Origin of the sequence: Ktedonobacter racemifer DSM 44963 (assembly GCF_000178855.1) — a bacterium.
In the GTDB taxonomy this organism is placed as follows: domain Bacteria; phylum Chloroflexota; class Ktedonobacteria; order Ktedonobacterales; family Ktedonobacteraceae; genus Ktedonobacter; species Ktedonobacter racemifer.
This window is the reverse complement of record NZ_ADVG01000003.1, coordinates 2,079,105-2,105,401: the sequence shown is the minus strand read 5'-3', so window position 1 is coordinate 2,105,401 and position 26,297 is coordinate 2,079,105. Positions and strand designations below refer to the sequence as shown.

The 26,297-nt window shown below is 51.0% G+C and carries 18 protein-coding genes and 1 pseudogene; 14 read left to right on the top strand and 5 right to left on the bottom strand.

The genetic code is table 11. From position 1 onward, the window contains the following. Window positions 1-20: 20 nt before the first annotated feature. On the top strand, window positions 21-644 hold the full coding sequence (locus KRAC_RS67095) for a metallopeptidase family protein (protein ID WP_007916625.1): 624 nt from the start codon (window positions 21-23) through the stop codon (window positions 642-644). Window positions 645-655: 11 nt separating this feature from the next. Continuing rightward, window positions 656-1,375 (top strand): annotated as a pseudogene (locus KRAC_RS80730) (IS701 family transposase); the annotation flags it as partial. Window positions 1,376-1,464: 89 nt separating this feature from the next. Here the strand turns inward: KRAC_RS80730 and KRAC_RS38135 are convergent. Further along, window positions 1,465-2,061, bottom strand: a complete 597-nt coding sequence (locus tag KRAC_RS38135) for a dihydrofolate reductase family protein (protein ID WP_007916623.1) — start codon at window positions 2,059-2,061, stop codon at window positions 1,465-1,467. Between the two features lie 887 nt (window positions 2,062-2,948). Between KRAC_RS38135 and KRAC_RS38125 the strand changes: the two genes are divergently transcribed. From KRAC_RS38125 to KRAC_RS38115, 3 genes are all read left to right on the top strand, one after another. Next, entirely contained in the window at window positions 2,949-4,316 is a 1,368-nt protein-coding gene (locus KRAC_RS38125) for a sulfatase family protein (protein WP_083815004.1), read from the top strand. Window positions 4,317-4,593: 277 nt separating this feature from the next. Beyond that, window positions 4,594-5,952, top strand: a complete 1,359-nt coding sequence (locus tag KRAC_RS38120; protein ID WP_007916620.1) for an MFS transporter — start codon at window positions 4,594-4,596, stop codon at window positions 5,950-5,952. Next, window positions 5,949-7,442, top strand: a complete 1,494-nt coding sequence (locus KRAC_RS38115; RefSeq protein WP_007916619.1) for a sulfatase — start codon at window positions 5,949-5,951, stop codon at window positions 7,440-7,442. The genes KRAC_RS38120 and KRAC_RS38115 overlap by 4 nt, the downstream gene beginning before the upstream one ends. An 87-nt stretch (window positions 7,443-7,529) precedes the next feature. On the opposite strand, the gene KRAC_RS38110 is transcribed toward KRAC_RS38115, so the two are convergent. Further along, window positions 7,530-8,312, bottom strand: coding sequence for a hypothetical protein (locus KRAC_RS38110; RefSeq protein ID WP_007916618.1), 783 nt, complete (start codon window positions 8,310-8,312; stop codon window positions 7,530-7,532). Between the two features lie 200 nt (window positions 8,313-8,512). Between KRAC_RS38110 and KRAC_RS67085 the strand changes: the two genes are divergently transcribed. The 9 genes from KRAC_RS67085 to KRAC_RS38065 all read left to right on the top strand — a co-directional run bounded on the left by KRAC_RS67085 (window position 8,513) and on the right by KRAC_RS38065 (window position 20,636). Beyond that, a complete protein-coding gene (locus KRAC_RS67085; RefSeq protein ID WP_338010143.1) occupies window positions 8,513-8,950 on the top strand; it encodes a recombinase family protein in 438 nt (145 codons plus the stop codon). Beyond that, entirely contained in the window at window positions 8,886-9,500 is a 615-nt protein-coding gene (locus tag KRAC_RS63285) for a GAS domain-containing protein (protein ID WP_052568900.1), read from the top strand. The genes KRAC_RS67085 and KRAC_RS63285 overlap by 65 nt, the downstream gene beginning before the upstream one ends. A gap of 109 nt (window positions 9,501-9,609) precedes the next feature. Beyond that, the gene (locus KRAC_RS38100) at window positions 9,610-10,683 is read left to right on the top strand and encodes a substrate-binding domain-containing protein (RefSeq protein WP_083815002.1); all 1,074 of its coding nucleotides are present in this window, start codon (window positions 9,610-9,612) and stop codon (window positions 10,681-10,683) included. 926 nt (window positions 10,684-11,609) lie between these two features. Continuing rightward, on the top strand, window positions 11,610-12,653 hold the full coding sequence (locus tag KRAC_RS38095; protein WP_007916608.1) for an aldose 1-epimerase family protein: 1,044 nt from the start codon (window positions 11,610-11,612) through the stop codon (window positions 12,651-12,653). Between the two features lie 470 nt (window positions 12,654-13,123). Further along, window positions 13,124-14,680 carry a sulfatase-like hydrolase/transferase gene (locus KRAC_RS38090; protein ID WP_075164455.1) on the top strand — a complete coding sequence of 519 codons (1,557 nt, stop codon included), beginning with the start codon at window positions 13,124-13,126 and terminating at the stop codon, window positions 14,678-14,680. 267 nt (window positions 14,681-14,947) lie between these two features. Beyond that, complete coding sequence (locus KRAC_RS38080; protein WP_007916603.1) at window positions 14,948-16,435, top strand: sulfatase family protein; 1,488 nt, start codon at window positions 14,948-14,950, stop codon at window positions 16,433-16,435. Between the two features lie 48 nt (window positions 16,436-16,483). After that, window positions 16,484-17,914 (top strand): sugar porter family MFS transporter, encoded by a 1,431-nt coding sequence (locus tag KRAC_RS38075; protein WP_007916601.1) that lies wholly within the window; start codon window positions 16,484-16,486, stop codon window positions 17,912-17,914. Beyond that, window positions 17,911-19,260, top strand: a complete 1,350-nt coding sequence (locus tag KRAC_RS38070) for a sulfatase family protein (RefSeq protein WP_007916597.1) — start codon at window positions 17,911-17,913, stop codon at window positions 19,258-19,260. The genes KRAC_RS38075 and KRAC_RS38070 overlap by 4 nt, the downstream gene beginning before the upstream one ends. Window positions 19,261-19,331: 71 nt before the next feature. Continuing rightward, window positions 19,332-20,636, top strand: coding sequence for an anaerobic sulfatase maturase (locus KRAC_RS38065; RefSeq protein ID WP_007916595.1), 1,305 nt, complete (start codon window positions 19,332-19,334; stop codon window positions 20,634-20,636). Between the two features lie 1,060 nt (window positions 20,637-21,696). On the opposite strand, the gene KRAC_RS38050 is transcribed toward KRAC_RS38065, so the two are convergent. The 3 genes from KRAC_RS38050 to KRAC_RS38040 form a co-directional block, all read right to left on the bottom strand. Next, on the bottom strand, window positions 21,697-22,413 hold the full coding sequence (locus KRAC_RS38050) for an IS6 family transposase (protein WP_007916590.1): 717 nt from the start codon (window positions 22,411-22,413) through the stop codon (window positions 21,697-21,699). A 201-nt stretch (window positions 22,414-22,614) separates the two neighbouring features. Continuing rightward, window positions 22,615-24,873 carry an FAD-dependent oxidoreductase gene (locus tag KRAC_RS38045; RefSeq protein WP_040446627.1) on the bottom strand — a complete coding sequence of 753 codons (2,259 nt, stop codon included), beginning with the start codon at window positions 24,871-24,873 and terminating at the stop codon, window positions 22,615-22,617. A 22-nt stretch (window positions 24,874-24,895) separates the two neighbouring features. Continuing rightward, window positions 24,896-26,287, bottom strand: coding sequence for a hypothetical protein (locus KRAC_RS38040; RefSeq protein WP_040445671.1), 1,392 nt, complete (start codon window positions 26,285-26,287; stop codon window positions 24,896-24,898). Window positions 26,288-26,297 lie beyond the last annotated feature (10 nt).

Here is a 26,297-nt window from a genome sequence, read left to right as displayed (position 1 = left end):
ACAAGAAGACGTAGAAGTGGGTGGTCGTCATAGTAAAACTGCTCGTTTCCCTCTTCTTCGGCTTCTGCTCTTTCTTTGTCCTGTATATTACCCTGTCTCGTACGATAGGTAACTCCTCCGCGCTCCTGATCACCAGTGGTCTGGTACTCTTCCTCATCGTCGGAATGGGATATCTGTCAAAGGTTCGCTCGACTGCTACACATACAGCGAAGAACAGACCATCAGCGAATGTGTATGAGAAAGCGCAAACAAAAAAGCCAGGCAACCGCAAAACCAGGTTGCAACCTGACGTTTTTGACCGGCTGGTCCAGGAGGCTGTCAATTCCATTCCTGACGAGTTTCAGAAGCACATGGACAATCTGGCAATCTTGATCGAAGATGAGCCGGATGCCAAGACCCTCGAAAGAGTAGGTACTGGTGATGGGCGTCTTCTGTTGGGATTGTATCAGGGCGTCCCGCTCGCCTCTTATGGAAGCCACTACTCGCTCTTGCCCGAGCGTATCACCATCTATCAACGCGCTATTGAAGACTATTGTCACGGCGATCTTGATCGTATCCGTGCGCAGGTCAGAAAAACGATCCTCCATGAAGTGGCTCATCACTTTGGCATAGAACACGAAGAAATGCCGATCTGGATTCAATAAGGGGGGATAACGTCTCTCGCCTGCCCAACACGAGCCTCATCACGCGTTTGCGCCTGGATGCCTGTCTCTACGATCCTGCCCCGGCTTGCACCGCTGGAAAACGTGGTCGCACTGCCCACAAGGGCAAAGCCCAGCCCAAGCTGGCTGCGCGGCTCAGCGATCCCAGCACGCCGTGGCAGAAACACACGCTGTCCTGGTATGGGGGAGCGACACGCGAGATGGAAATCGCCACGGGCACAGCGCTGTGGTATCAATCTCCTGTTCCTCCGGTTGCCATCCGGTGAGTGCTCATTCGCGACCCTCAAGGCCAATACGAGCCCACAGCCCTGTTGTGCACTGATCAAAACGCCGATGCAACCCAAATGGTGGCGTAGTTTGTCTTGCGCTGGTCGCTGGAAGTGACCTTTCATGAGGTACGTGACCATTTGGGGGTCGAGACGCAGCGCCAATGGTCGGATTTGGCGATTGCGCGCACGACTCCTGCATTGTTGGGACTGTTTTCGCTCGTCACCATTTTTGCTCATCAGTTGTTGGGAGGGCAAGTGTTTCCGGTTCGGCAGGCGGCTTAGTACAGCAAAACCTTGCCGACCTTTTCCGATACGCTTGCCTTCGTTCGTCAGCATCTGTGGCCCTCCACCTTTTTTTCGGTGTCGCCCCTAGATGCCGACACAGTGCAAATTCCACGAGCCCTTTTCGACCGCCTCGTGGAGACGCTCGCTTTTGCTGCTTAGTCACAACATGTTGTCTGTCAAATTTGGATAAAGTCTACCTCAAGAGATGTCAAAGTATCCTTTCGGTCAGTTTCCATCGACGTATGCGTTCACACGCTTTTGTGGAGGACTTCGTAACGCACAAGGATGTTATCGGAGTCCTCCCAACGGCGGACTTCCATGAGCCGAAGCGACGCGTCCGGCTTGCCCACGAAGACAGGGACTCCTTCGCCTAAGACGATGTTGCCAATCATCAGATGGATCTCATCAACCAGATCATGCGCCAGCAGATCGTTCCACAGGGTCCTGCTGCCTGTAATCAAAATATCTTTGCCTGGTTGGCGTTTGAGTTCGGCAATCTGCTGGTACGCGTCTGCCCGCCTGATGATGCGGTAATTGGGCCAGTTTCCTGTCAGCGTATCTGAGACGACGATGTTGTTGACGGACTTGCTCTCCTGGATGATCTCCCTCTGTTCGTCTGTCCATTCATCAGAATCTGGATTCTCGGCGACCTTCGGCCAGTAACCGTGGAACAGCTCGTGGGAAACACGACCCACAAGAAATGTATCGGCTGTACGCAGCAGTTCAGCATTATAGCCGTTAAAGGCTCTGCCACCCATCACCGGGAACATGACCGAGACATCATTGCCTGGGCCCGTGTGATACCCATCCAGTGAGATGATGTTGTAGACAATAATTTTCCCCATACGATTTCTCCTTTTTTTCATTGGCTCTCTGCAAAAGCGAGCCTCTTCACTGTTCTCCTCACCTCTTCTTGCCGTGACTGCAGAAACCGGCAAAATGCTTTTTTCATGGTATTCTTCTCTTGCAAGGGGAAGCAGTGTCGCATTCTCGTCAGAAAAAACTGCTCGAAATTTGGCTTGTCAGGACAAGACCAGGATTCATGTCCCCATTGTCGTCAGTTCTGCCAGATCTCACAATTTACAACCGTCGAGCGGAGGAAATCGCTCTCTGAGCGATTTCCTCAAGCGTCCTGCTCGCTTCTGCTCACTCTTCGCACCGATTGCTCACGTTTCACCTCAAAACCTGCTCACCTGTCAGCCAATTTACCAGCTACAGCCTGACACTCCCTCTGTCTGCAGGCTTCATCTCCTTCCTCGGACAAGCCTGCTTCTCCGAGCAGCCTCTCCTGTCTGCTTTGCTTGACCGTTCTTTATCTCCCTGCTCCTCATCCTCGTTTTCCCTTTCATCCCTCCATTTATCCTCGCTTTGACCCGCTCCTTTTCCCTGTTGGGCTAACGAAGACTTATGAAGGCAGGCAGAAACTCTTCTGCAAACTCATTGCGCATGTCGTGGGCGTCGGGACGGGACTTCATCCCCTTGACAAACAGAACGATTTTATGTTACTTATTAATTACACGAGTAATCTACGAGTAATTGGGATAGTGTTGGCGCATTGTCGCTTTGTCTTTGCGTTGTCACACTGCCTGTGAGCGTACTGATGGCGATCAACGTCATCGCCAAATATTCATTTTTGAGTGGCCTCTCGTCACTGAAATGGAGGTATGCTGCCTCTACACGGATGGGCAGCATACAAACAATTTGGGCGAGGTGGACATGAGCAAAGGAGCCCATGAGATTGAATGTTCTACTCATTATGAGCGACGAGCATCGTCGTGATGCAATGGGATGTTCTGGACATCCCGTTGTGCAGACGCCATATCTGGACAACTTGGGCAGGAAGGGCACACGTTTTACCAATGCCTACTGCAACAGTCCTCTTTGTATTCCGAGCCGGGCAAGTTTCGCTACAGGTCGACATGTTCACGAAATTGAATACTGGGATAATGACAAGCCCTATAGCGGGACACCAAACAGTTGGGGAAGTTATCTAGATGAACGGGGTGTCAAAGTTGTAACAATTGGCAAATTGCATTTTGACCCTTCAAAGACCAATGGTTTTATGGATCAGCGTTATCCACGCCAAACAGGCAATGATCCAGCCGGATTATACCGCGAGCCAGTTCAAAAGCGCGAGCAGGCGCGGAGTCGGTTTGAAGAAGCCGGTTCTGGCGATTCCTGGGTGCAGAGTACAGAGTTGGAGACACAGGCAGCGATCGATTTTATTGCGAGTGAGGCTGGACAACAAGAATCCCCCTGGGTGTTATGGTTGAATTATCTTCCTCCTCATTTTCCGCTTATTGCCCCTCCTTCATTCTATGACTTGTACCCGGAAGACAGGGTTGACCTTCCATATGATTATCCATCGAAGGAATATCATCCAGCCATGGAAGAACTGCGTAACCATTTTGATGGACGCAACCTTGATGAATCTATCCTCCGTCGTACCCGCGCTGCCTATTATGGATTGGTAACCTATATAGACAACCAGATAGGGCGTGTTGTACAGGCCCTTGAACAGAGTGGGCTGGCTGAAAATACACTTATCGTCTACACGAGTGATCACGGTGAGTTACTTGGAGATCATGAACTGTGGTGGAAGAGCGCGATGTATGAACAATCCGTGGGCATTCCGTTGATCATGGCGGGACCAACCATCGCTCGGAATGCGGTTCGCTCGGACCCTATATCGCTTATTGACCTGGCACCCACTATCGCCGAGGCGGTTGGTGTCGCCCCAGATCCAGTCTGGCAGGGGCGTTCTTTTCTTTCTGTAGCTCAAGGACAGGAATACCGGCCCGTTTCGGAGAGTATCTTGAGCCAGTATCATGCACACGGTGTGAGTCACGGCATCTTTATGATTCGAAAGGGGCGCTTTAAATACATCTATTATCCTTCTTTCCCTGCACAATTGTTCGACCTTGACGCTGATCCTTTAGAGATGCACGATCTCTCAACTGTTTCCGATTATGCATCTATCATAGCTGAGCTCCATGCGGAGCTCATACGAAGAGTCGATCCCGATGCGGTGGACCAAAGAGCACTCGCAAATCAGAGGGAGCGACGCAGGGCGTATAAGGCTTCCATTGGCAGTCATTAAGGAACCTCAGTGCATATCGATAGAGATGAACTATTTATTCAGAGCAGCTCAAACCTATCCTTTTTTGTTTTGAAGTGTCATAAACCGCAATGTTGCACAGAATGCATTGTCTCTCTTGATTGAGATGAATCCACCACTGGTGGTGGCAAGAACAGGAAGTTTGGGATAGCATCACCAGAACTTCATGGAAGAGAGTAATACCTTGCTGCCCTTCATCTTTTGAATATTTCAGATGAGGGGAGTCAACCATCAATATATGTAAATGTATGGAGGCATCATGGAAACAAAGACGTCACACATTGCTGAGAGTAGGCTGTTGACCAAGAGTGTCGGATTTATCGCTTTTGTCAGCGCGATGGGCGCATTTCTAGACGGCTATGACAATTTGGTCATTGGCGCCGTGCTTCTTTTGTTACAGCCAGCCTGGAAGCTTACAGCGCCGCAGCTCGGATTAATTAGCTCGGCGGCATTTCTCGGTATGGCGCTCGGTGGACTTATTTTTGGCCGTTTAACCGATAAAATCGGGCGTCAGACCTCATTCATTCTAGACCTATCGCTGTTTGTTATTGGTGGACTCGTGAGCGCGTTTGCTTCGAATATCTCCATTCTGCTCATCGGGCGCTTTATTGCAGGCCTTGCAATTGGCGCAGACGTGCCGATTAGTACATCGCTGATTGCAGAATTCAGTCCAAAGAACAAGCGCGGTTTTCTTACCGGTCTGATGCAACCATTCTGGTTTGCTGGTGCAACCGTATCGGGCATCGTCACCATTGTGTTTCTTCTGAATGGAAATCAGAATGCGTGGCGTTGGGCACTGGGGCTAAGTGCCGTGATTGCCGTAATTGTTATGCTTTTACGTACTCGTATGCCGGAAAGTCCACGCTGGTTACTTGCGAAAGGCCAAAATGTGGATCAGGAGGAGTTCAGTAGAAAGGTTGACGAAAGCTCAACAAGCGTACCATCTTCTGTTGATGCAGAGTCGAAAGTGAGTGTGTTATTTAGCAAGAGGTATGCGGTTCCTTTAACCGTTGTCCTCGTGTTCTGGTTTGTGAGCATTTACCGAGGATCGTCCTTCAACTCGTATTTACCGATCCTGCTCCAGACCTTTGGTGTTCATGGCAATATAGCTGCACTTGAAGTGAACACCGTGCTGTACCTGATCTACGCTGTGGTCTCCTTTATTACAGCTCTTTTCTTGGATCGCATTGGTCGAAGATCGATCATACTCACGAGCTGGCTTATTAATGTGGTGTTTACATTCGCTGTTGCGTTTGTTACCGGATCGCAACCGATCCTCTTTGTGGCATTGATTTTGGCCTCTACCATTTGCAACCAGATTGTCACCACAGCTCTTTATCCGTGGTCCGTTGAATTTTTTCCGACGATGTTGCGAGGTACTGCGCAGGGGTTAGCTACCGGGATCAGCCGCTTTGGTGCTATGTTCGCAACATTCATCTTCCCTATTCTCCAGGTTAGCCTGGGATGGACCTGGGCCGTTACCGTTGTATCGGTAGTGATGTTCATCGGCCTGATCGTTGGTTTCATCTTGCGGCCGGTCGCAACAGAAAATCGTTCGCTTGAAGAAATCCTCGGAAGCGAAAGCAAGCTGATAGGGACAGAAGGAGAAAAAGCTTGAACTGCATTGTCATTCTTTGTGATACGCTACGGTGGGATCATTGTAGTCCATATCATAAGGGTCATCCACTCAGTGACCTCTCTGGTGAGCAGGCACCGTGGGTTGTTCCTACACCAAATATAGAGCGGTTGGCAGATCGCGGAACTGTTTTTGACAATGCGTGGTGCGGTTCATCGCCGTGTATGCCAGCACGACGTGACATCTACACTGGTCGCTACGAGTTCCTTGAGCGAGGATGGGGTCCACTGGAGGATGATGATCTTGATTTGCCTCGTCAGATATCTGGTCCCAAGCCGGCTTCTCTCACCAGATTATTAACTGATGGATATTCTGTCAGCCATCTGATCACGGATCATTTTCATCTGTGGGAGCAGGGTGCTGGAAACTATCATATGGGATATGCTGGCTACGAGTTTATTCGGGGGCATGAAGGAGACGCCTGGAAGACGGACCCCATTACCTTTCCATGCCCCGATGATCCTATGAGCAAGGTGGAGCGTCATCATCGTAACGTCTTCTTAACCAGAAAGAAAGAAGAAGACTATTTTTGCGCGCAAGTATTTACACGGGCGAGCGAGTGGCTACAAGCCAATCATGGTTATAAAGATTTCTACCTGCATATTGATTGTTTTGATCCGCATGAACCCTGGGATCCACCTGAAGAATATGTAAAGATGTTTGATCCACGTGGGTATCAGGTAGAGCGCTGGCATTCAAAACCGCCCTACGATTTCTGGCGCCGACATATGACGGAAGACGAGCTACGTCACTTTCAGGCACGTTATGCTGCTAGTGTCGTGTTCACTGATAAATGGCTCGGTACATTCCTGGATACAATGGATGCATTACATCTCTGGGAAGATACAGTTGTGATTTTTACGAGCGATCACGGGACGTTCAATGGTGATCATGGCCGAATTGGTAAAACCCAAACGCATCAGTTTGGTGCACTCAGCCACATTCCGTTCATCCTTGTGCATCCAGACTATAGAGTAGGTGAGAGAAGAGATCAACTCGTCCAACTTGTCGACATTTACCCAACCGTATTAAGTGTCCTTGGCCGCCCATGTCCTCCTGGGCGGCATGGTGTAGACTTGCTTCCCATTTTGCAAAATAGGACCGCGAAGGCCCACACATATGCCATTTCGGGACAATTTGGGAAAAGTGTTTCGATCACGGATGGAGATTGGATTCTCCATCAATCCCCCGGTCCGGAAAATCAACCACTCTATTGGCACGGACACCAGACCGCACGTTTTGATCCGCTGGGATATACGCTGGGTGCCTACCAGGATGGACGGCGTCCAGTTGTCAATTATCCCTCGTGGGCAGAGCCAACCTGGCTGAGTAACAGGGAAGAAGATCCCAATGAGCTTTACAATCAGGCCAATCAGTATCACGGGCAAGTAGATCGTTTAACCGAAGCGTTGAGAGACCTCTTCATTGAGCTTGGCGCGCCTCAGGAGCAATTTCAACGCTTGAATTTATAGATGCATGCATCCTTCCCAGATGTAGCAAGCTATATGGAGGGCTAAAACGTATTTTTCTTCCATACACCTGGCTGGGGTAGAACACCACTAACCGGTGGCTGAACACAAGACCCCCTTGCGTAGCCTGACGAGGGCTCGATTGGAAGGTTGCTTCCTTGCTAGAACAGGCGTCTGAGCGTCTTTCTTTTGCCGCCCTCGTCGCTTGGGCTCAACCCAGGGTGTGGGAGCAACCTTGTAGTGCAAGAGTTCGCTTACACTCCAGATGTGGTCGGTGAGCCCTGCTGCCATGGCAGGCGTACAGACTCTGCCCTCATGGGTCAGCTTACAGAGCTCATGATGTGGCCAACACAGGTTGTAAGTCGTGCCCAGCAGGTACATTCCCGTTTCCAATGGACGCAGGCGGCGAGCGCCTTGGCGACATTTGCGTGTCAAGGTGGCAAGTCGCTGACGCATGGTGGCATTCAAGCGCTCAATGAAGGCAGTGTTGAGAACACTTCCCCCTTGGGATTGCTGCAAAAGCCGCTCAGCCTCCTCTTGTGAGCCATGCGACATGGTGCGCGTGACCTCAACAACGCGTTTCTTCTGTGTCCGCTTGATCACCGTCCCAATATGCAGGTCTGGCCAGAGACACAAGCGAGCTCGCCCTCGTCCTGGTGTGTCTTTGACCTTTTCGCGAAAAGCTCGCTTGATGCTGCCTGGATACGCCGCCCAGCCATCGGTCAAGACCAGCAGCGCTTTCAGAGGCTCTGCACAGCGTCGTACCTGTTGCAAGATCCGATCAGCCAGCACCCGATCACGGGTGAGTGAGACGGTTCCAGCCAGCCAGAGGCGTGTCTTGACCATGATCGCCAAGCCCATCCAGGCCACCATCTTGCAGCCTTTAATGGTATGATTGCAAATGATAAATTCTGTGTGAGCCGTTTCGCCAAGCTACATCTGGGTCAGTGGCAACTCCCATTATCCTTACGAGCCCAAGCTGCTCGACAGTTGGCGTATCATAGGGAGAGATATCCTTTTTCTTCTTCTCAGGCAGGAGATGCCTATGAAACAACGCCTCTGGAGAGTCCACCATCAGACCGTTAGCAGGCCTGATGCTCAGTTCCGCTGGGGGAAAAATCTGGCATCCTTCCTCGCTGCGACAATTGCTGACCAATCCCACCTATACCGGCACCCTGTATGCCAATCGGAAACACGTCACACAGACTCGTTGTCGCCGTTCTCCTTTACAACCTGCAGGTCGGGGTGAGAGTTCCGTTCCCACCCCTTCAACCGACTGGATAGTGGTGAGCCAGGTTCCCATGATTGTGAGCCAAGAGTGCTTTGAGCAAGTGCAGGCCAAGCTCCGAGAGAATGCCAGCTTAGCCGGGCGCAATAATACCGCCCACCCCTATCTGCTGCGCATCCCTCGTGAGTTGTGGTCTTTGTTGAGGAGCTTGTGTTGGGGTGACGCGCGGAACGCACGCGTATTATCTCTGCCACGGCAAATGGCATCCCATCCACACCCATGAAGAACGTTGTCGCTCACGTTACATTCCGGTTGGTCAGCTTGATGATCTTGTGTGGTCGGATCTTTGTCAACTCATCTCTGATCCCACCAATCTTGCCCTGGCCCTGCGGCGCGCTCAAGCAGGGGACTGGTTGCCTCAGGAAATGCAGGCCCGGCAAGAGCAACACCGGAAAGCGCTTGCCGCTCTCACAGCACAGATGGAACGACTCACTGAAGCCTATCTGGGTGGCGTTTTCCCTCTAGAGGAATATCGTCACCGTCGTCAGGAACTTGAGCAACGGCTCGTTGCCTTGGATCAGCAGAACCGCTTGCAGCAAGCCCTGATTCATCAACGGATGGAGATCTCCGGGATGTGTGAAGCGCTCACGGCTTTTTGTCAGCGGATTCAGGCAGGATTAGTAGAGGCAACATTTGAGCAGAAACGGCAGATGGTCGAGTTGCTTATTGACCGCGTTATTGTGACGATGGGCGAGGTGGAGATCCATTACGTGATCCCCACCTCTCTACGAAGCGAACACATTCGTTTTTGTCATTTGCATCCCGATTTTTGATGGAACCGAGCAACAATGAGAGATTGTACTTCTTGTTCATTTCCTTTACAATACGAGAACGCGCCCTATTCTCGTCAATGTTCCAGGTAGGGCAGCCAGTAATTGAATTTTGCCGGGGGAATGTATTTTGAAAGCGCGTTCAGCTACCAGTAATGATGTAGCCAGAAGAGCAGGTGTATCTCGAGCGGCCGTCTCTGTAGTCCTTAATGGCGCACGAAGTAATATTCGAGTTTCTGCAGAAACTCGGCAACGTATTTTGACTGCGGCTTCTGAGCTTGGCTACTCTCCTGATCTGGCGGCCCAATCCTTGCGTCGAGGACGGAGCAGGGTTATTGGATATGTAAGACGTTCTTTTAATGGAGTGCTCTATGAGCAACCTGTTCCATACCATCTGGGTGCGAGCATAACACGTGCGGCTCAAAACAACGGCTACCATGTTATTGAAGTAAGTGCCGAAGGCTATACCTTCCATCATAGGAAAGAGCTTCTCCAACATCTGCTTGGTTATCGCGTAGATGGCGTCATCTTTGATTGGCCAGGTAGCGTGTCCGATGCCCAACAATTTGTTGACGAAGGTTTACCGATTGTCCAGCTGATTCGTCCGCAACTCGAAGTGTACACTTCGAGTGTTACAGTTGACTCATCACAGGGAATCAACGAGGCGATTCACCACCTGGTAAGTCAAGGACATCAGCGTATTGCATTTCTTGGCAATGGAGGGTCTCATCCTGTCGACAGGATGAGGTTGAACAATTTCAGGCGAGCGTTGGAACATAGGAAGGTAGCTGTATGCGATGAATATCTTCGCTTAGGAAGTGTGTATTCTCTGGAGGAGGGATACAGGTTTACGCAGGATTTGCTCTCTTTAGAGATACCTCCAACAGCGCTCTTTGTGGCGTCCGATATACAAGCGTTAGGTGTGCTTCGAGCTTTGTATCAAGCAGGCGTACGCGTTCCTGAAGATCTGAGCGTGATCAGTTACGACGATACCTTTGCCGCGTATTTATATCCACCTTTGACCAGTGTTTCCCAGCCACTTGAAGAGGTTGCTGAACGAGCTGTTGCACTCATTATAGAAGAGATTGAAGCTACACATACTATCCAGGAAAAAGTCCAGATTGTGCTTCCCACCCGGCTGACGATACGAGCGTCTACAGCCCCTCCTGGAGCGAAGGGAAGCTAAAACGGCGAAGCGTGAATAGCACATTTTCTCCTCATTCGCTGAGACAGGGCTTTTTGCTTGTCCCGTAATAACCGGACAAGCGGGTGGTGCAGGAGGGCAGCTAGCCCACCTGCTAGCGCCCGAGGTGTCCTCGCCTCCCTTTCTTTCCGCCCGCCGCCGAAGGCGGCAAAACAGGCGATTCGGGTAAACCGAAAAGCCCTGTTCGCTGAGAAACATCCTCTTGACAAACAGAACCATTTCATGTTATTAAATAATTACACGAGTAATCAAAGAACAATAAGAGCTCGTGTTGACGCATTGCCACTTTGTATTTGCCGCCGTTACAAGGTGTGTGAGCGTGGTCTGTGCGCCAACCTTTATCGCCAAATATCCTCTTTCGAGTCGCTTCGCTTCTCGTCAGCATAATGGATGAGTGACGCATCATTATGGTCGGAAAGCCAACGATTGGTTCAGGAGAGGCGGGAATGAGCGAAGGAGCCCGTGAGATTGAACGTTCTACTCGTTATGGGCAATAGACATCGACAGGATGCTATAGCTAGTTTCGGACGTCCCGTTGTATACACAGCTGTTCGAGTTTAAGCAAGCTGGTTATGGAGGGCACATGTTTTACCACTGTCTACCCCAACAGTCCTCTCTGCATTCTGAGTCGGACAAGTTTTGCTACGGTCCATTATTCCTCGTGGTTAGAATCAATCAGGTTGAGTAATAGGGAAGAAGATCCAAATGATCGTGCAGGCCGATACTCAGATCAAGTGGAGCGCTTAACCGGAGCATTGTGAGATCCATTCATCGAGAGTGGAGCGCCGCAGGAGCAATTTCAACGCTTGACTTTGTAGAATGCATCCATATTTTCCAGGTAGAGCACTTTGGAGATTTGAAAAGTATTTTTCTTTCATACAAGTGGTTGGCAGAAGGGAGTAATAACCATGACGCTGGGATATGGCGTTTCCACGATAGCAGATCTGCGACAAAGAGTTGGGAATCTAAGGCAACTTGCCGGGTATCAACGGGTCCTCTTGCAAGAGGGGCGCGGGCACGGCAATGAGGTCCTTCTTGTTCGAAATGGAACCGGTCTTTCCTTCCAGATTTCTATCAGCCGAGCCTTTGATCTTGGCTTATGCGAGCTCTATGGAGTCCCTGTGAGTTGGTTATCAGCTACGGGACCAGTTGCACCGCATTTCTACGAAAAAGATGGTCGGGAGTGGAATCGGGGTTTTGAAGGAGGTTTGTTAGCCACATGTGGTCTGACCTATATGGGTAAACCGAATATGGATCAAGGTGAAGCGCTCGGATTACATGGGAGAGTTTCTTTTATCCCGGCAGAGTTGTTACGCTCGGAAGCAGTACAAACCAGCGATGCATACGAGTTGATATTTCAGGGACGAGTACGACAATCGTCAGCGGTTGGGGAAAACATCACGCTCACCCGAACGATTCGAACTGCCATGGGAACGAACCGCATCAGTATCGTGGATGAGGTCACCAATGAGGCATTCACTCCGATTGACCATATGATCCTCTATCACTTTAATCTTGGTTTTCCGCTAATCAGCGAGACATGTCGCATCTTCATTCCAGAAGCGCGCACGAGACGCTGGATTCAGGGGGATGGACCCGTCACAGCTTGGGATCGTTTTCAGGAGCCGTCCGATGCGGCACCGACCGTGCTCCTTCACGAAGGAATACGGGGAGAGCATGGTTGGATAGAAGTCTCCGTGGAAAATAAGATCAGATGGAACGAGCAAGAAAAAACGCTGCGGGCCAGCATTCGCTATCTGCGTGAAGCGTGCCCGTTTCTTACGCAATGGAAAAATGCTGCCAGAGGGGAATATGTTCTTGGATTTGAACCGGGGAATACCTCAACCGAAGGACGAGCTTTGCATCGCGAGCAAGGCACGTTGCCGCAACTTCAGCCTCAAGAGACACGACGCTATGAGTTCGTGTTGGACTTTTCACTGCGTGATTGTTGAAGAGCGCATAAGGATTTGACTATAGAGACATGTAGTAAAGGAAGATCAGTCACCAGACCCCATAGCTAAAGTTAGAGGCTTGCACCTCACCTCCCTCTACCAGGGGACCAGGGGTGGACGCATTAGCATTCAGGACGAGCCTGAACACCGTTAGGACGGGTGACAGGCCGCTTCAACCAAGCGGTACTCTCCGCAGAGAGTCGCCCCACCAGGAAAGGGTACTCACAGGTTGAGCTAGCGAGTAGGGCTTTGGCCCCATGCCGATCCTGGCATGCTGAACAGTCTGGCTGATGCAGGTATCCATGCATCACAAACCGTTTCTCGTGCTGTGCAGAGGAGTGCCTTTGCTCTAGCCTGTTCTCAGCGTATAAGTTCTTATTCTCAAACAGTGTAGTAAAACCGGAAAGGAGAGGGCAGACCCCCGCCACCCATGCGCCTTGTAAGGACTCGGCATTCCTCCCCGCGCATGAATGCGGGGGGCTCCTGCCTCGATTCAGATGAATGTCATTTGTATAATGATGGATACATTTCGACGTGATCATATGTCGTGTTATGGCAACCCATGGATTCAAACGCCGAATCTGGAAGCATTTGCACGCGGTGGTGCACGATTCGATAACGCCTATATTGGATCTTATCCATGTATGCCTGCCCGGCAGGATCTATGGACGGGGAGGCTAAACTTTCTACGGAGAGGATGGTCACCACTAGAGTATGATCAAGATGACCTTGTGACATTGGTGAAACAGCATGAGCATGTCTCGATGCTTATTACTGACCATTATCACCTCTGGCAGTATGGTTCTGGGAACTACCACTTTGGTTTTGACGGCGTTGAGATGATCCGTGGGCAAGAAGCGGATAACTGGATTACCAATGCGGATATTCCTATTGATTATCCCGCCTCGCCAGAGAAATTAAATCGGAACTGGGCCAAATACAGGCGGAATACCAAACATTTTCGTGCCGAAGAAGATTATTTCGCGGGTCAGGTCTTTCAGAAGGCGATGGATTGGGTTGAACATAATCAAACGTTAGAGGACTTCTTTCTACTCATTGATAATTTTGATCCTCACGAACCGTTTGATCCCCCCGCCAGTTATGCGGATCTCTACAATCCAGGTTACCAGGGCGAGTCGATCATCTGGCCGCGCTATGGGACCGCAGATCGATTCTCACCGGATGAATTAAAGCAAATTCATGCTCTGTACTGTGGAGAAGTTACCTATGTCGACCATTGGTTTGGGAAGTTCTATCGTAAATTACAAGAGCTCAACCTGCTGGAAGATACGATGGTCATTGTGACAAGCGACCACGGTTTCCTGTTTGGAGAACACAACTGGGTCGGAAAACATGCTCGCATTCTCTATCACGATATCGCACGCACGCCGTTGCTGGTACAGGCACCGGGTATTGCACCAGGAACAGTCTACAACGAGCTTGTTCAGATGGCGGATCTCACCCCCACGATTCTTGATGCGCTGGAAATACACGTGCCTCAGAGCATACAAGGATGCAGTCTCCTTCCGCTCTGGCAGGCAGGCGCTTCTGCTGGAGACGACATTCGCTCTCGTCATGAAATTCTCTTTGGCGTCTTTGGTGGACCCATGTATTGTACCGATGGTGAATGGCTGTTGGTGAAAAAGCCCCGGGAAGGCAATCATCCATTGTATTGGTATACACGGTCACATTACAACAATTGGGATTTTGGCCAGCAAAACTTTTCAGAGGATGCGAAGGAACGCTTAAAGATCTGGGACGGTAACCGCTTCCCGGTACAATACGAAAACGCGCATCCCGGTCATGCGGCACCAGCTATGCTCAGGCGACCTGAAGATTATCGAACTCACATCCAGAAACCAGAAGACGAACTCTATCACATCGCGTCAGATCCATTGCAGCAGTCCGACAAGAAGAACACTAATCGCGCAGTATTGGCGCATATGAAGCAACTAATGAGTGCATCGATGGAGAAATTAGACGCACCTGAAGAACAATGGGCTCGGCTAGGTCTGGCAAGGAGGTAATGATGCATATTCGTGTATGTTTGACAAATCTGGATATTTACCTGCCAGGAGCCAGCGAAGATCTACGCGAGTGCATGAGATCCTGCGGTATTGAAGTGGATAAAGGCGAGACGCATATAGAGGAAGTCAAATGCCTTGGACATTGCTATCCCTGCAATCTCGGACTTTTCGTCGAGGTCGATGGAAGGCCAGTTCAATTGGCTGCAAAAAATTCCCATAGTCGTAAGCAGGGATAGCTAAACATGATCTACACAAGAGGGAGAAGAGTTGAAAACAAAACGACCACATATTGTTCTTTTTAATCCTGATCAGTGGCGTGGAGATGTAGCGGGGTACGTGGGAAATCCGGCGGCTGTCACACCGACACTTGACCATCTCGTGGAAACCGAGGCAGTCGCATTCAGCCAAGCCTATTGTCAGAATCCTGTCTGCACGCCCAGTCGGTGCTCCTTCATGACGGGTTGGTATCCACATGTCAGGGGTCATCGCACCATGTTCCACATGCTGCAACCAGATGAACCGATGTTGCTCAAAACGCTGAAGGACGAGGGGTATTTTGTCTGGTGGGGTGGAAAAAACGACGTCGTGCCGGCACAGAATGGCTTTGATGCATACTGCGACGTGAAATATCATCCTGCTCGCTCTCCTCTTCCTACATGGGGTGTATTGTCTGAAAAAGAGTGGCGTGATGATCCTGAGAGCGATACTTATTATTCCTTTCTCGCGGGACGGGCGGAGCCTGCTCCGGGTGAAGCCCATGTCTATGATAGCGATTGGGCCATGATAGAGGGAGCCATAGAGGCAATCCGGCAGCATAAGCAAGACGATCAGCCACTTTGTCTTTATCTCCCCTTGTGGGATCCGCATCCACCGTACACCGTAGAAGATCCCTGGTTTAGTCTGATAGACAGATCGAAGGTGCCCCCGCGTATTCCATCACCGACAGACTGGCAAGGCAAGCCAGCAATGCTCAAAGGAATTGCGGAAAACCAGCGATTACAGTCATGGACAGAAGATCGCTGGGCCGAACTGCGTGCCACCTACTATGGCATGTGTGCGAGAGTGGACCATCAACTCAAACTTGTGCTTGACGCTCTACGCGAGGAAGGTATGTATGACGATACAGCCATCCTCTTCTTCTCCGATCATGGTGACTTTACCGGCGATTATGGACTCGTTGAGAAAACGCAGAACACCTTTGAGGATTGTCTGACGCGTGTTCCTTTACTGATCAAGCCACCTGCCTCGGTCCCCATCACGCCAGGGGTACGTGATACCCTGGTTGAACTGATCGATGTGCCCGCAACTGTTGAGGCATTGACCGGAATTCCCGTGCGCCACACGCATTTTGGCCGCTCTCTCTTACCGCTCCTTGCCGATGAGACAGCACAAGGACGGGATGCTGTTTTCTGTGAAGGGGGCAGACTCCATCAGGAAACCCAGGCGATGGAATTAGAGAGTGTCAACGATCAGAATAAGCAGGGTCTGTACTGGCCACGTCTCAGCCTCCAGCGTCGTGAGGGAACAGAACATACCAAAGCTGTCATGTGCCGTACAAAGGATTTCAAATATGTACGTCGACTCTATGAGAAGGATGAGCTTTACGACCTGCACACCGATCCCTACGAGCAATGCAATCGTATTGATGATCCTGCATTTGCCTCCGTGAGAGACATGCTCAAAGATCGTCTGTTGACCTTCTATCAAGAGACGAGCGATGTCGTGCCAATCAAAGCTGATCAACGGGAGGCGTAGCCTCTCAATCGTCAGAGTAGAACAGTAAAATAACAGGAGGTTCATTGTATGAACCAATCGCAAGCATCGTTAACTGCTGGAAGACGTTTTACATTCATGGTGTACTTCTTCGGCGCGTTAGGTGAATTCCTGTTTGGATTTGACACCGGAGTCATCGGAGTCGCGTTACTTTTTATCAAGAAAGATATGAATCTGACTCCCTTTGTGCAGGGGTGGGTTGTGAGTTCGCTCCTCCTGGGGGCGGCAATTGGAGTAGGATGTGCAGGTGTGCTCTCTGATCGTTTTGGACGGCGGCCGATACTGAAAGTAATGGCCATCGTCTTCATCCTGGGAGCGATTGGAGCCGCCCTTTCTCCCGACGTAGGCTGGCTGATCTTCTCCCGTTTTGTGATGGGGCTTGGTGTAGGAGCATCGGCAGTCGTCGTAATGGTCTATCTGGCAGAAATGGCTCCCACCGAAATGCGTGGAAAAATCGCTTCCCTGGGTCAGATGATGGTCGTTTGTGGTATTATGGGCGCCTATCTGGTTGATTATGGACTCTCACCATGGTCCGCCTGGCGTTGGATGCTTGGATTGGGGGCCATTCCCTCGCTCATTCTCTTCATAGGACTGTTCTTCTTGCCTGAGAGTCCTCGCTGGCTGGTCAAGCAGGGGAGAATACAGGAAGCGGTAGCCGTATTTCGTCATATGGGACGCGCAGAGCCTGAGACTGAGTTGCATGAGATTGAGGCTATCGAATCTCAAAAAGTAACACGAAGCTTCTGGGAGGTGTTACGTGAACTAACCGGACCTGGTCTGCGCCTGGCGTTGATCGCCACCCTTGGGCTGTCAGTGCTGTCGCAGTTTATGGGGATTAACTCGATCATCTTCTATGCGCCGACAACACTTGTCTCGGTCGGATTTGGTCAGACGGCATCGATTATCGCGAATTTTGGTATCGGCGCATTGAACGTGATTGTGACTATCATCGCGTTATCCATCATAGACCGCGTAGGTCGTAAACGTTTGCTTCTTGTGGGTTGTGTCGGCATGGTTGTAACGATGGCAATTCTGGGCATTACCACTCTTGCCCTTCCTCATGGAAGCAGTGTTGTGGCTGGGGCGACACTGGTCTGCCTCTCCCTCTTCGTGGTCTCATTTGGGATAAGTTGGGGCGTTTGTATGCGTGTAGTGGTCTCAGAACTCCTCCCGCTCAACGTCCGGGGGACCGCTATGGGTCTGGTTCTGGTCTTTAACTGGTTGGCGAACTTTCTTGTTGGCCTGGTGTTCCCGGTTGCATTGGCCGCGACTGGAATTTCCATTGTCTTTTTTGTCTTTGCCGGGGTAGGGATTCTTTCTTTCTTTTTCGTGCTTGGTCTAGTACCTGAAACGAAAGGCCGGAGTTTGGAGCAAATTGAGGCTGATCTGCGTCGGCATAGTCAACATCCTATCGCGTCTCCATCTCTTGGAAGTCAGCAAGAAAGCGATGTCAGAGTATGAATGGAGGGAAACCGCATATCTTTGTAGTCACATGTCATGATCTTGGGCAGCATCTTGGCTGCTATGGTGTAGAGAGTGTACAATCGCCAAACCTTGATAGATTGGCGGTAGAAGGTACCAGATTCGACCGGGCCTTCTGCACCGCTCCTCAGTGCAGTCCGAGCCGAGCTAGTCTGGCGACCGGTCGCTATGCGCACAATAATGGCGTTATGGGTCTCTCGCATTTAGGCTGGGATCTGTATCCTGAGGAAAAACATGCAGCTGCGAGGATGGCGGAGCACGGTTACGAGACGCATCTGTTCGGATTGCAGCATGTGACGCAGAATGCTCACCGTCTGGGTTTTCAGTACCTGCATGCACAAGGAACAGGGCATGGTGGAGGAACGGAGTCCTCTACCGCACGGAAGGTGAGTGTAGCCGTGGAGGAATTCCTCCACGGCCCACAGCCGCAGAGCCCACTCTACGTGGAGATCAACTTCTTTGAACCGCATCGGCCATACGATTTTGGTGGAGTGGAAGCCGATACCTCGGCAGGTGTATGGGTGCCACCGTATCTTCCTCAGATTCCTGAGGCCCGGGAGGAGATGGCAGCTTTACAGGGAGCTATTCGTGAGGTAGATCATGCCATTGGGTGTATACTTGACGCATTGGATCAGGCAGACCTGTCGCACCGTTCGCTTGTCATCTTCAATGCTGATCATGGATTGCCTATGCCTCGTGCAAAATGTACCCTTTACGATCCTGGAATCAGCATCGCGCAGATTGTCCGTTGGCCTGAAGGGGGAGTGCCAGCGGGCAGGGTGGTTACGGAAATGGTGAGCAACCTTGACGTTTTGCCAACCATACTAGAGGCCGCTCGATGCCCCATTCCCGTGGAGGTGCAGGGGATCTCTTTCCTGGCGCTCTTGCGCAATGAGCCACATCGAGCGCGGAAGGAGATTTATGCCGAGAAGAATTTTCACAGCTATTACGATCCCATGAGGTGTATTCGCACCGAGCGGTTCAAATATATCCGCAATTTCGAGGTCAATTTCTCAATAGAGGTCCCTGGAGACATACAACAGGGTCCGATCTTTTGTAGCGATCCTGGTCGGTACACCAGCCAGCGCCAGCAGTTGATTGAGCTCTATGATCTCTCGGCTGATCCCCTTGAGCAAGACAATCTGGCGGGGCATCCTGAAGTAGCTGACATACAGTGGGAGTTGGACCGACGTCTGTGGTCGTGGATGGAGGAGACGCAAGATCCTTTGCTACAGGGACCAATTGCCTCACCTCGTTACCACATGGCTATGCAAGGGCATCTAGCCACAAGGCAAGCGGGAAACGGCATCGACGTTGGTCCGTAAGGGGGTCCTGTTCCTAGGAGCGAGTAGTTGAGCCGGGCAAGCAAAGGTTGTTCATGGAAAGGAACCACACCATGGTAGATGTATCTGCTGAGGCCACGCCTCTCACCCCTCCGGCTTTTCATATCATGACGAAGCCACGAGGGGCTATCTGCAATCTGGATTGTGCGTACTGTTACTTTTTATCGAAAGAACTGCTCTACCCTGGAAGTCGTTTTCGCATGTCCAATGACTTATTAGAAGAGTATATTCGTCAGTACATTGAAGCACAGAGTGTACCAGAGGTGACGTTTGCGTGGCAGGGAGGCGAACCCACCTTAATGGGACTCGACTTTTTCCGGCTCGCGGTGAGCTATCAGCAGAAATATAGCCGTCCTGGTATGCGCATCTATAATGCATTGCAAACGAATGCCACCCGGCTTGATGATGACTGGTGTCAATTTTTTCGCGAGCAGCATTTCCTTATAGGCGTGAGCCTGGATGGCCCGCGGGAATTCCACGATATCTATCGTGTCGATAAAGGAGGAAACGCGACCTTTGATCGCGTCATGACCGGTATCGCTCTGCTGAAAAAGCACCAGGTTGAATTTAATATTCTCACGACACTACATGCTGCTAATGCCGAGCATCCATTGGAAGTCTATCGTTTCCTCCGTGATGAAGTGGGGACCCAGTTTATCCAGTTTATCCCAATTGTCGAGCGTGACAATGAGACCGGCTTCCAAGAAGGTGATTATATTACGCCACGTTCGGTGACTGGTGAGCAATATGGACAGTTTCTCTCCGTCGTTTTTGATGAATGGGTTCGTCATGATGTCGGACAGGTGTTTGTGCAAATCTTCGATGAAGCCCTGGCCGCCTGGTCGGGGAATCATCCAGGTTTGTGTATCTTTGGAGAGACATGTGGAACGGCACTCGCCATGGAGCATAATGGTGATATCTACTCCTGTGATCATTACGTTGAACCAAAGTACAAACTGGGGAATATGCAATTTATTCCCCTTGCCCAACTGGTGGGAAGCGAGCAGCAGCGCCGCTTTGGTCAAGCGAAACGAGATACCTTACCCCGCTACTGCCGGGAATGCGAGGTGCGTTTTATCTGTAATGGAGGCTGCCCCAAGGATCGCACGCTCACGACTCCTGATGGTGAACCGGGATTGAACTATCTCTGTGCGGGATATAAGGCCTTTTTTAAACATATTGATCGTCCGATGAAGATGATGGCGCAAGAATTGCGTGCACACAGGCCACCTGCAAATATCATGTACTACCTGGCTCAGGAAGAATCTGCACTCCAGCGACGCTATGAACGTGCGAGCCGGAATGAACCTTGCCCTTGCGGTAGTGGTCGGAAATTCAAGAGGTGTCATGGTGCTTGACCTTTACTGAAGAGGTCATTTCCAAGATGCAAGGGCTCTTCGCGAGAAGATTGCTTATGTACTTTAAGTGTGTTGATGTAATTTGTCCGTTGCGGTCCTTTTGCTGATCTAACATATCTCTATACTCGTGTGGCGTTCCCTGCTCGTCAGTACAAAGAAGAAAGAAGGCCTTTTGAGGGCACTGGGAATACGCGACAACGATTTCAAAAGTGATTCTCTTCTTCTGCATGATGACTCTCGTCCTCATACCGCAGTTTTACGGCGGCATGCCAAATAGCATGGATGCACTATAGGGTCCAGCAGGCAAAGAACCTGTTGATGAAGAGGAGATCGTCTCCAAGATCTGAGATTGCTATTGAGCTCTCCCACACCAATGGAGATACGTACAGTGCAAAACTGTGATTGTTATCTGCAGGGGCCCCCGTGCAGATAACAATCACAGTTTTTTAGTCCTGTTCGTGCTTCCTCTGCTAAAGATGAATACTCTTCCTTCTTCTCTTCGCTTCAGGTACTCTTCTAAAGCAGGGCAATCCCAATCCCTCATCCGCTTTCTCCTGGAACAAGAAATTGCCTACCATGAAAGTGCATGGAGCCTGTTTGAGAGCATCCGTTTGTGTGGTTTTCTCCTCTCTGTTCTTGCTCACGTAGAAGACGTACGTCTGTTGTGGGAGGCCAAAACGACGATCTTTGACACCTGGTGTGGTTTTGATGTCCAATTTCTGGTCGGCGCTGGTGTTTCTCCCACAGTAAGGTATCTCCAATCCATCCAGGAAGAATGGGCACAGGATGCGATGGCATACATCGAAGAATGCCAGGCAACAGGGAACTTCCACCATTTGGAGCGGTACCGCGAGGAAACACAGAGGTCCTTTCATAGGATAGGTTCTTCAGTGACATCAAACACGACAGAGCACCCGAAGCCGCAATAAATCGAAGTTGGCTCTCCCAAACACCAGCCGTTTTTGAGGTATTGTCAACTTATTTGTAAGAGCGGAGATTATTGCTGAGTTATAAAGAAGAGAGATACTGAAGACAGCGAAATACTGGGGAGGGGTGGCTGTTATGTGATGAGTTTTCCTGCGGTTATCTCGTTCCATTCCAGGAATCTGCCCTGTAGAATGATACGGTATTCCCTGGCGCTCAAGCGGTGCCTGCGCAACTGGAAATGCCCAGTTATGGGTTCGAAGGCTGAGAGAAAGCGTTGGGCCTGCTTGGCTGATTTGAAGTGCCGCATTTTCTTCTCTCGTAGCCGCGTTGGCTGGTGGGAATTTTCCGCTCGATTGTTCAATCCTTTGTGTTGCCGATGCTCCACGCCAGGCAAGAGCTCGCGTTTTGCTGCTCCATAGCTCTTCAATTTATCGGTAATGATCACTCGTGGGACGTGGTGCAACCTTTTGAGAAGCTTGCGGAAAAACTTCTTGGCAGCGTGTTTGTTGCGCCGACTCTGTACCAGGATATCGAGTACATTGCCATACTGATCGACAGCGCGCCACAAATAATGCTGCTTCCCATTGATTTTGAGAAAGACTTCATCCAGGTGCCACTTGTCTCCCATCTGCTTTCGGCGGCACTTCAATTCATTGGCATATGTCTGGCCGAATTTCAAGCACCATTGCCGAATTGTTTCATCGGTTAGCGCTATCCCACGCTCGGCCATGATCTCTTCAATATCACGAAAACTGAGCGAGAAACGGAAATACAGCCAAACTGCATGGCTGATAATTTCAGGTGGGAAGCGAAAACCTTTATAGGTTGGAGCAGTGGAGGTTGCTTTCATGAAGCTATTCTAGCACATTGTTCAGCTATGTTTTTAAGTTGACAATACCCCTGTCTGCTTCCCTTTCTGTGGGCGCTTTGTTCCTTTAGGGTAAGGGCCCTCGAGTATTAACGGACCGAATTACCACGCTAAGCGCTTAGCGTGGTAATTCGGTCCGTTAATACTCGAGGGCCCTATATTGCTAAGCGGCTCTGAGCATTATTATTCAGCGTAGCAGCGGATCTCAAAGAGAGCAGCGGAAACTTCTCCATGTTGCTTTAACAAATGGATGGAGAGGCAGTCCGTCGTGATCGGTTCCTTGAGTGTGACCGTATTGCGTGTCTGGTGATTATCTGTGTTCTCGACAATGAGTTGCTCACCCGCGCAGAGACGATAATGCTTGACACAAAAGGGCATAACGCGTTCAGGATGCCCCATAAGCACCGATTCCATCGGATGATCAAAATCCGTGTCGAAGGCAAGCTCTATTCGCCTGATACGCTGGGGTTGTTCCCAACGTAGTTCCAGGGTGGGCAATGGATCGTTGAGTGCTGCAACCCAGGCATTTGGCTGACTCGTAGGTCTCGCTATCCCATTCGCTACATTGGTCGGGCTAAAGACGGTCAGTGGTGGCTCACAATGTAACGCAAAGTTATGTCCTCCAGGTCGCCTCTGGGGTTGCCACATCTCAAACGTCTCGACACCGATGTCCTCTGCTGGCTCTTGCGTCCGACTATATTTTGCTGAGAGAATGCCTGTGAGCCGTTGCTCACTTCCGTATAATGCGACCTGCTCGTTCCGCATGGCACACAGAAAGACGTAGCGTGGTTCATCAATAGTGACCGGAAAATTGACTGCGATTTCCTGATGCGCTCCCGCTTCCAGGGCGATGTCAAGTGCTCCGAGCATTACGTCTGGTGTGCAGTTATCGGGCCGATCACTTGTGCGCAGTTCAACCCGTAACGTGGTTGCTTCAGCGACATCAGCTATCAGGGTGAGAGTGGGCATGGGGCCAGCTACGATAGGAAGCATCTGCGCCCACGCACTGGTCAGTGGAATCAGAGGTCCATTAGTTGGCAGTTCGGCTAGCCGTAGCTCACTGGAGGCACTTATGCGAGCCTGCTTCACCAGATCGTCGGGATCATCCAGACGGAAGCCAGGGATATGTTGTCCGCTCCGTATGAGATCGCGTTGCAGTTGCCGCGTATACTCGGTTTCACTAAGAGCAGCAGGAAGAAGGTTTTGTCGCATACAGATCGCTGCAGCCATGCCCACTGCTTGCGCGGCATAAGCACATGTCGCCATCACGCGAGAAGAGCCAAACGCGACATGCGAGGCGCTCATGATGCGACCCGCCAGGAAAAGGTTATGGACATTCCTGCTATACAAACAGCGATAAGGAATCTGGTAAACGCCACGGGCATGCCACTGATTACAGCCAGGACGCTCGCTAAATACGCCATCCGCTGGATGCAGGTCAATCGACCAACCACCAAAGGCAATAGCATCATGGTGATGGCGTTGCTCAACGATATCCCGCTGGTTCAGCATGTAATCGCCCTCGAAGCGTCTGCTCTCACGCTTCCCTGGAATGGAACCTACCCACTCCAGGGTAAGGGTCTCTGCCTCGGGAAACTTGCCCGAGTTCTTGATATAGTTCCAGACGCCATAAACAGTCTTCCACAGCTCCCACTTGATCGTCTCTGTTTCATGTACTGTGTCCAGGCGACCGCCATACTCCATCCACCAGAGTCGGCAGCCATAATCCTTCGTGTTGAAGCTACGGAAGCGCGGTATCCTCGTGATATCTTCCAGGGCATATGCTGGGGGCATAAAGGTAACTGGCTTACCAACATCTTTGCTATAGAAGTAGATGGAATGCCCAAGGAGATCTCCATATTCGGCATCTGGCGCGAAGCCCTCGTCAAATTCCTGGCGGGACTCCGCCCCCATGCGAAAGGCTGCACCCGCCAGGAATGCCAGTGCACCATCGCCGGAGGCGTCACAGAAGAGAGGTGCATGCACATGGTACATTGTCGAGTTCTGGCTACAAAAGGCCTGGATGGCATCAACGCGATCAGGTTGCGTTTTCGTAATATCGATTAAAGCGGTATTTAAGAGCAATGTAATGTTCGGCTCAACAGTCACTTTCTCTAGCAGAATCGTATCAAAGATGATTGCGTTTCCCTCAGGGTTGCGATAGAGATTCTCGACTAGAAGCTCATCAAGAATACCTCCCTCACGCGCCCAGCGATTGTTATTGCCCATGTGAGAGGTCGCGCCCAGCACCCAGAGGCGTACCTCGCTCGACGCATTGCCGCCCAATACCGGGCGGTCCTGCACTAGTGTCACCTTCACCCCCGCCCGGGCTGCGGTAATAGCGGCGCAGACGCCCGACATACCTCCACCAATAATAACCAGGTCGCACTGTAGCTCTTTACTACGATAAGCGCGCCTCGCGACTGGCGCTTCCTGCTGCATCGGCATTGCTCACTCCTTCTTTCTAGTTATACATTAAATAGGCAGTTGCGTTACATGTTGTATTGCTCGTAAAACGTACCCAATGAGCGCTAAAGGCAGTCGGAAACTCGTGGTGGACGTACTTGCCTGCGGGTATGCTGAGCGTGTCATAAGTTTGCCAGTTCTGGGTTCCCAGGAAATCGACCTCAATGGTAATGTCAACGGTCTGAGGTGCGTCATGATAGAGGTGAAGTCCTTTATGTTCGAACCCGGTCATCAGGTAGGGGTCGGAGGGGACATCTGATTTCACTGGTGCCTCCCACCAGGGGCCACCCCAACCCCTGGGTTTGCCAAACTGCCACAGGTCGTCTGTTTTTCCAAACCAGAGACCCGCCTGAGGTTCGCCCGCTAGTAAGTTACTATCGTGCGTTGGCGTGACCTGATTTCCACCCATGACGAGGAAGCCGCGGAAAGCACAGAAGTCAGGAACAACGCGCAGATGGGTAGAGATTGGCCGTACCCCCCAGACCTTGCCACCGTAGGTGGTCGGCGAGAGCTCGTAGAACATACCGTGGCAGTCCATCAGGAAGCGTTCATGCTCTACCTCGCGGATGCGGGGCCACTCGGTCTGCCAGAAATGGTCAAAGGTATGCGACCCCTTGGGAAGGCGATAGCGCGACCAGGAGCCATCCGTAAAGACGCGCAAGATTGCCGATGCCTTATCCCAGCCGGTGGCAAAGATCGCGCTTCCAAAATTCATGCGACCCGTAACCTCGTTGAAACCTGTGCGCTCTAGAATTGTCCAGCGCTCGCCATCCCACTCGGCCAGGCGACCAGCCGCCTGTGTTCCCGCGAAGTCGCGCTCATCATAGGTGTTATTGGTAACAACCACACGTCCATGGCTGGTGTGGCCCGACTTGAAATGCGGTTGTGCGCCCCGTGGAATCTGTAGTTCCTGTGTTAGATCATAAAGTTGCTCGATATTGAAGGTATTAAGGTCAAACTCAAGAAACAGGCCCTCCATTGTCAGGAAGTAGACCTTGTTGGCAGGATCATGCAGATGTCTCATGGTCGCCGCCAGGCGGTGATCCTGTAGCGCTTCGATGGTGCGCACATTCCCTTCAACATCGATAATGTGGGGTCCGAGGATAACCTGGTTTGTCTCCGTATGAAGCAAGCGATTGGCATAGGTGCCAACAACGCTCTCAGGTCGCTTACGTATCTGTAAGTCCTCGTCAACCTCATACAGTCCGGTTCCCGCGCCCGTTGTGCGTGTATGAGACACATAAGTAATGAACCAGAGGCGGTCTGCCCAGGTCATAAGGCCTCCAATACCGCTTTCGCTCCGTGCTGGTAGTGCATCACCTTTGACGGCCAGGCCGGGTATAACGCCGCCAATATTGAGCATGTGATTCCTCCGTACTGATGTATGCATATACTGTTAA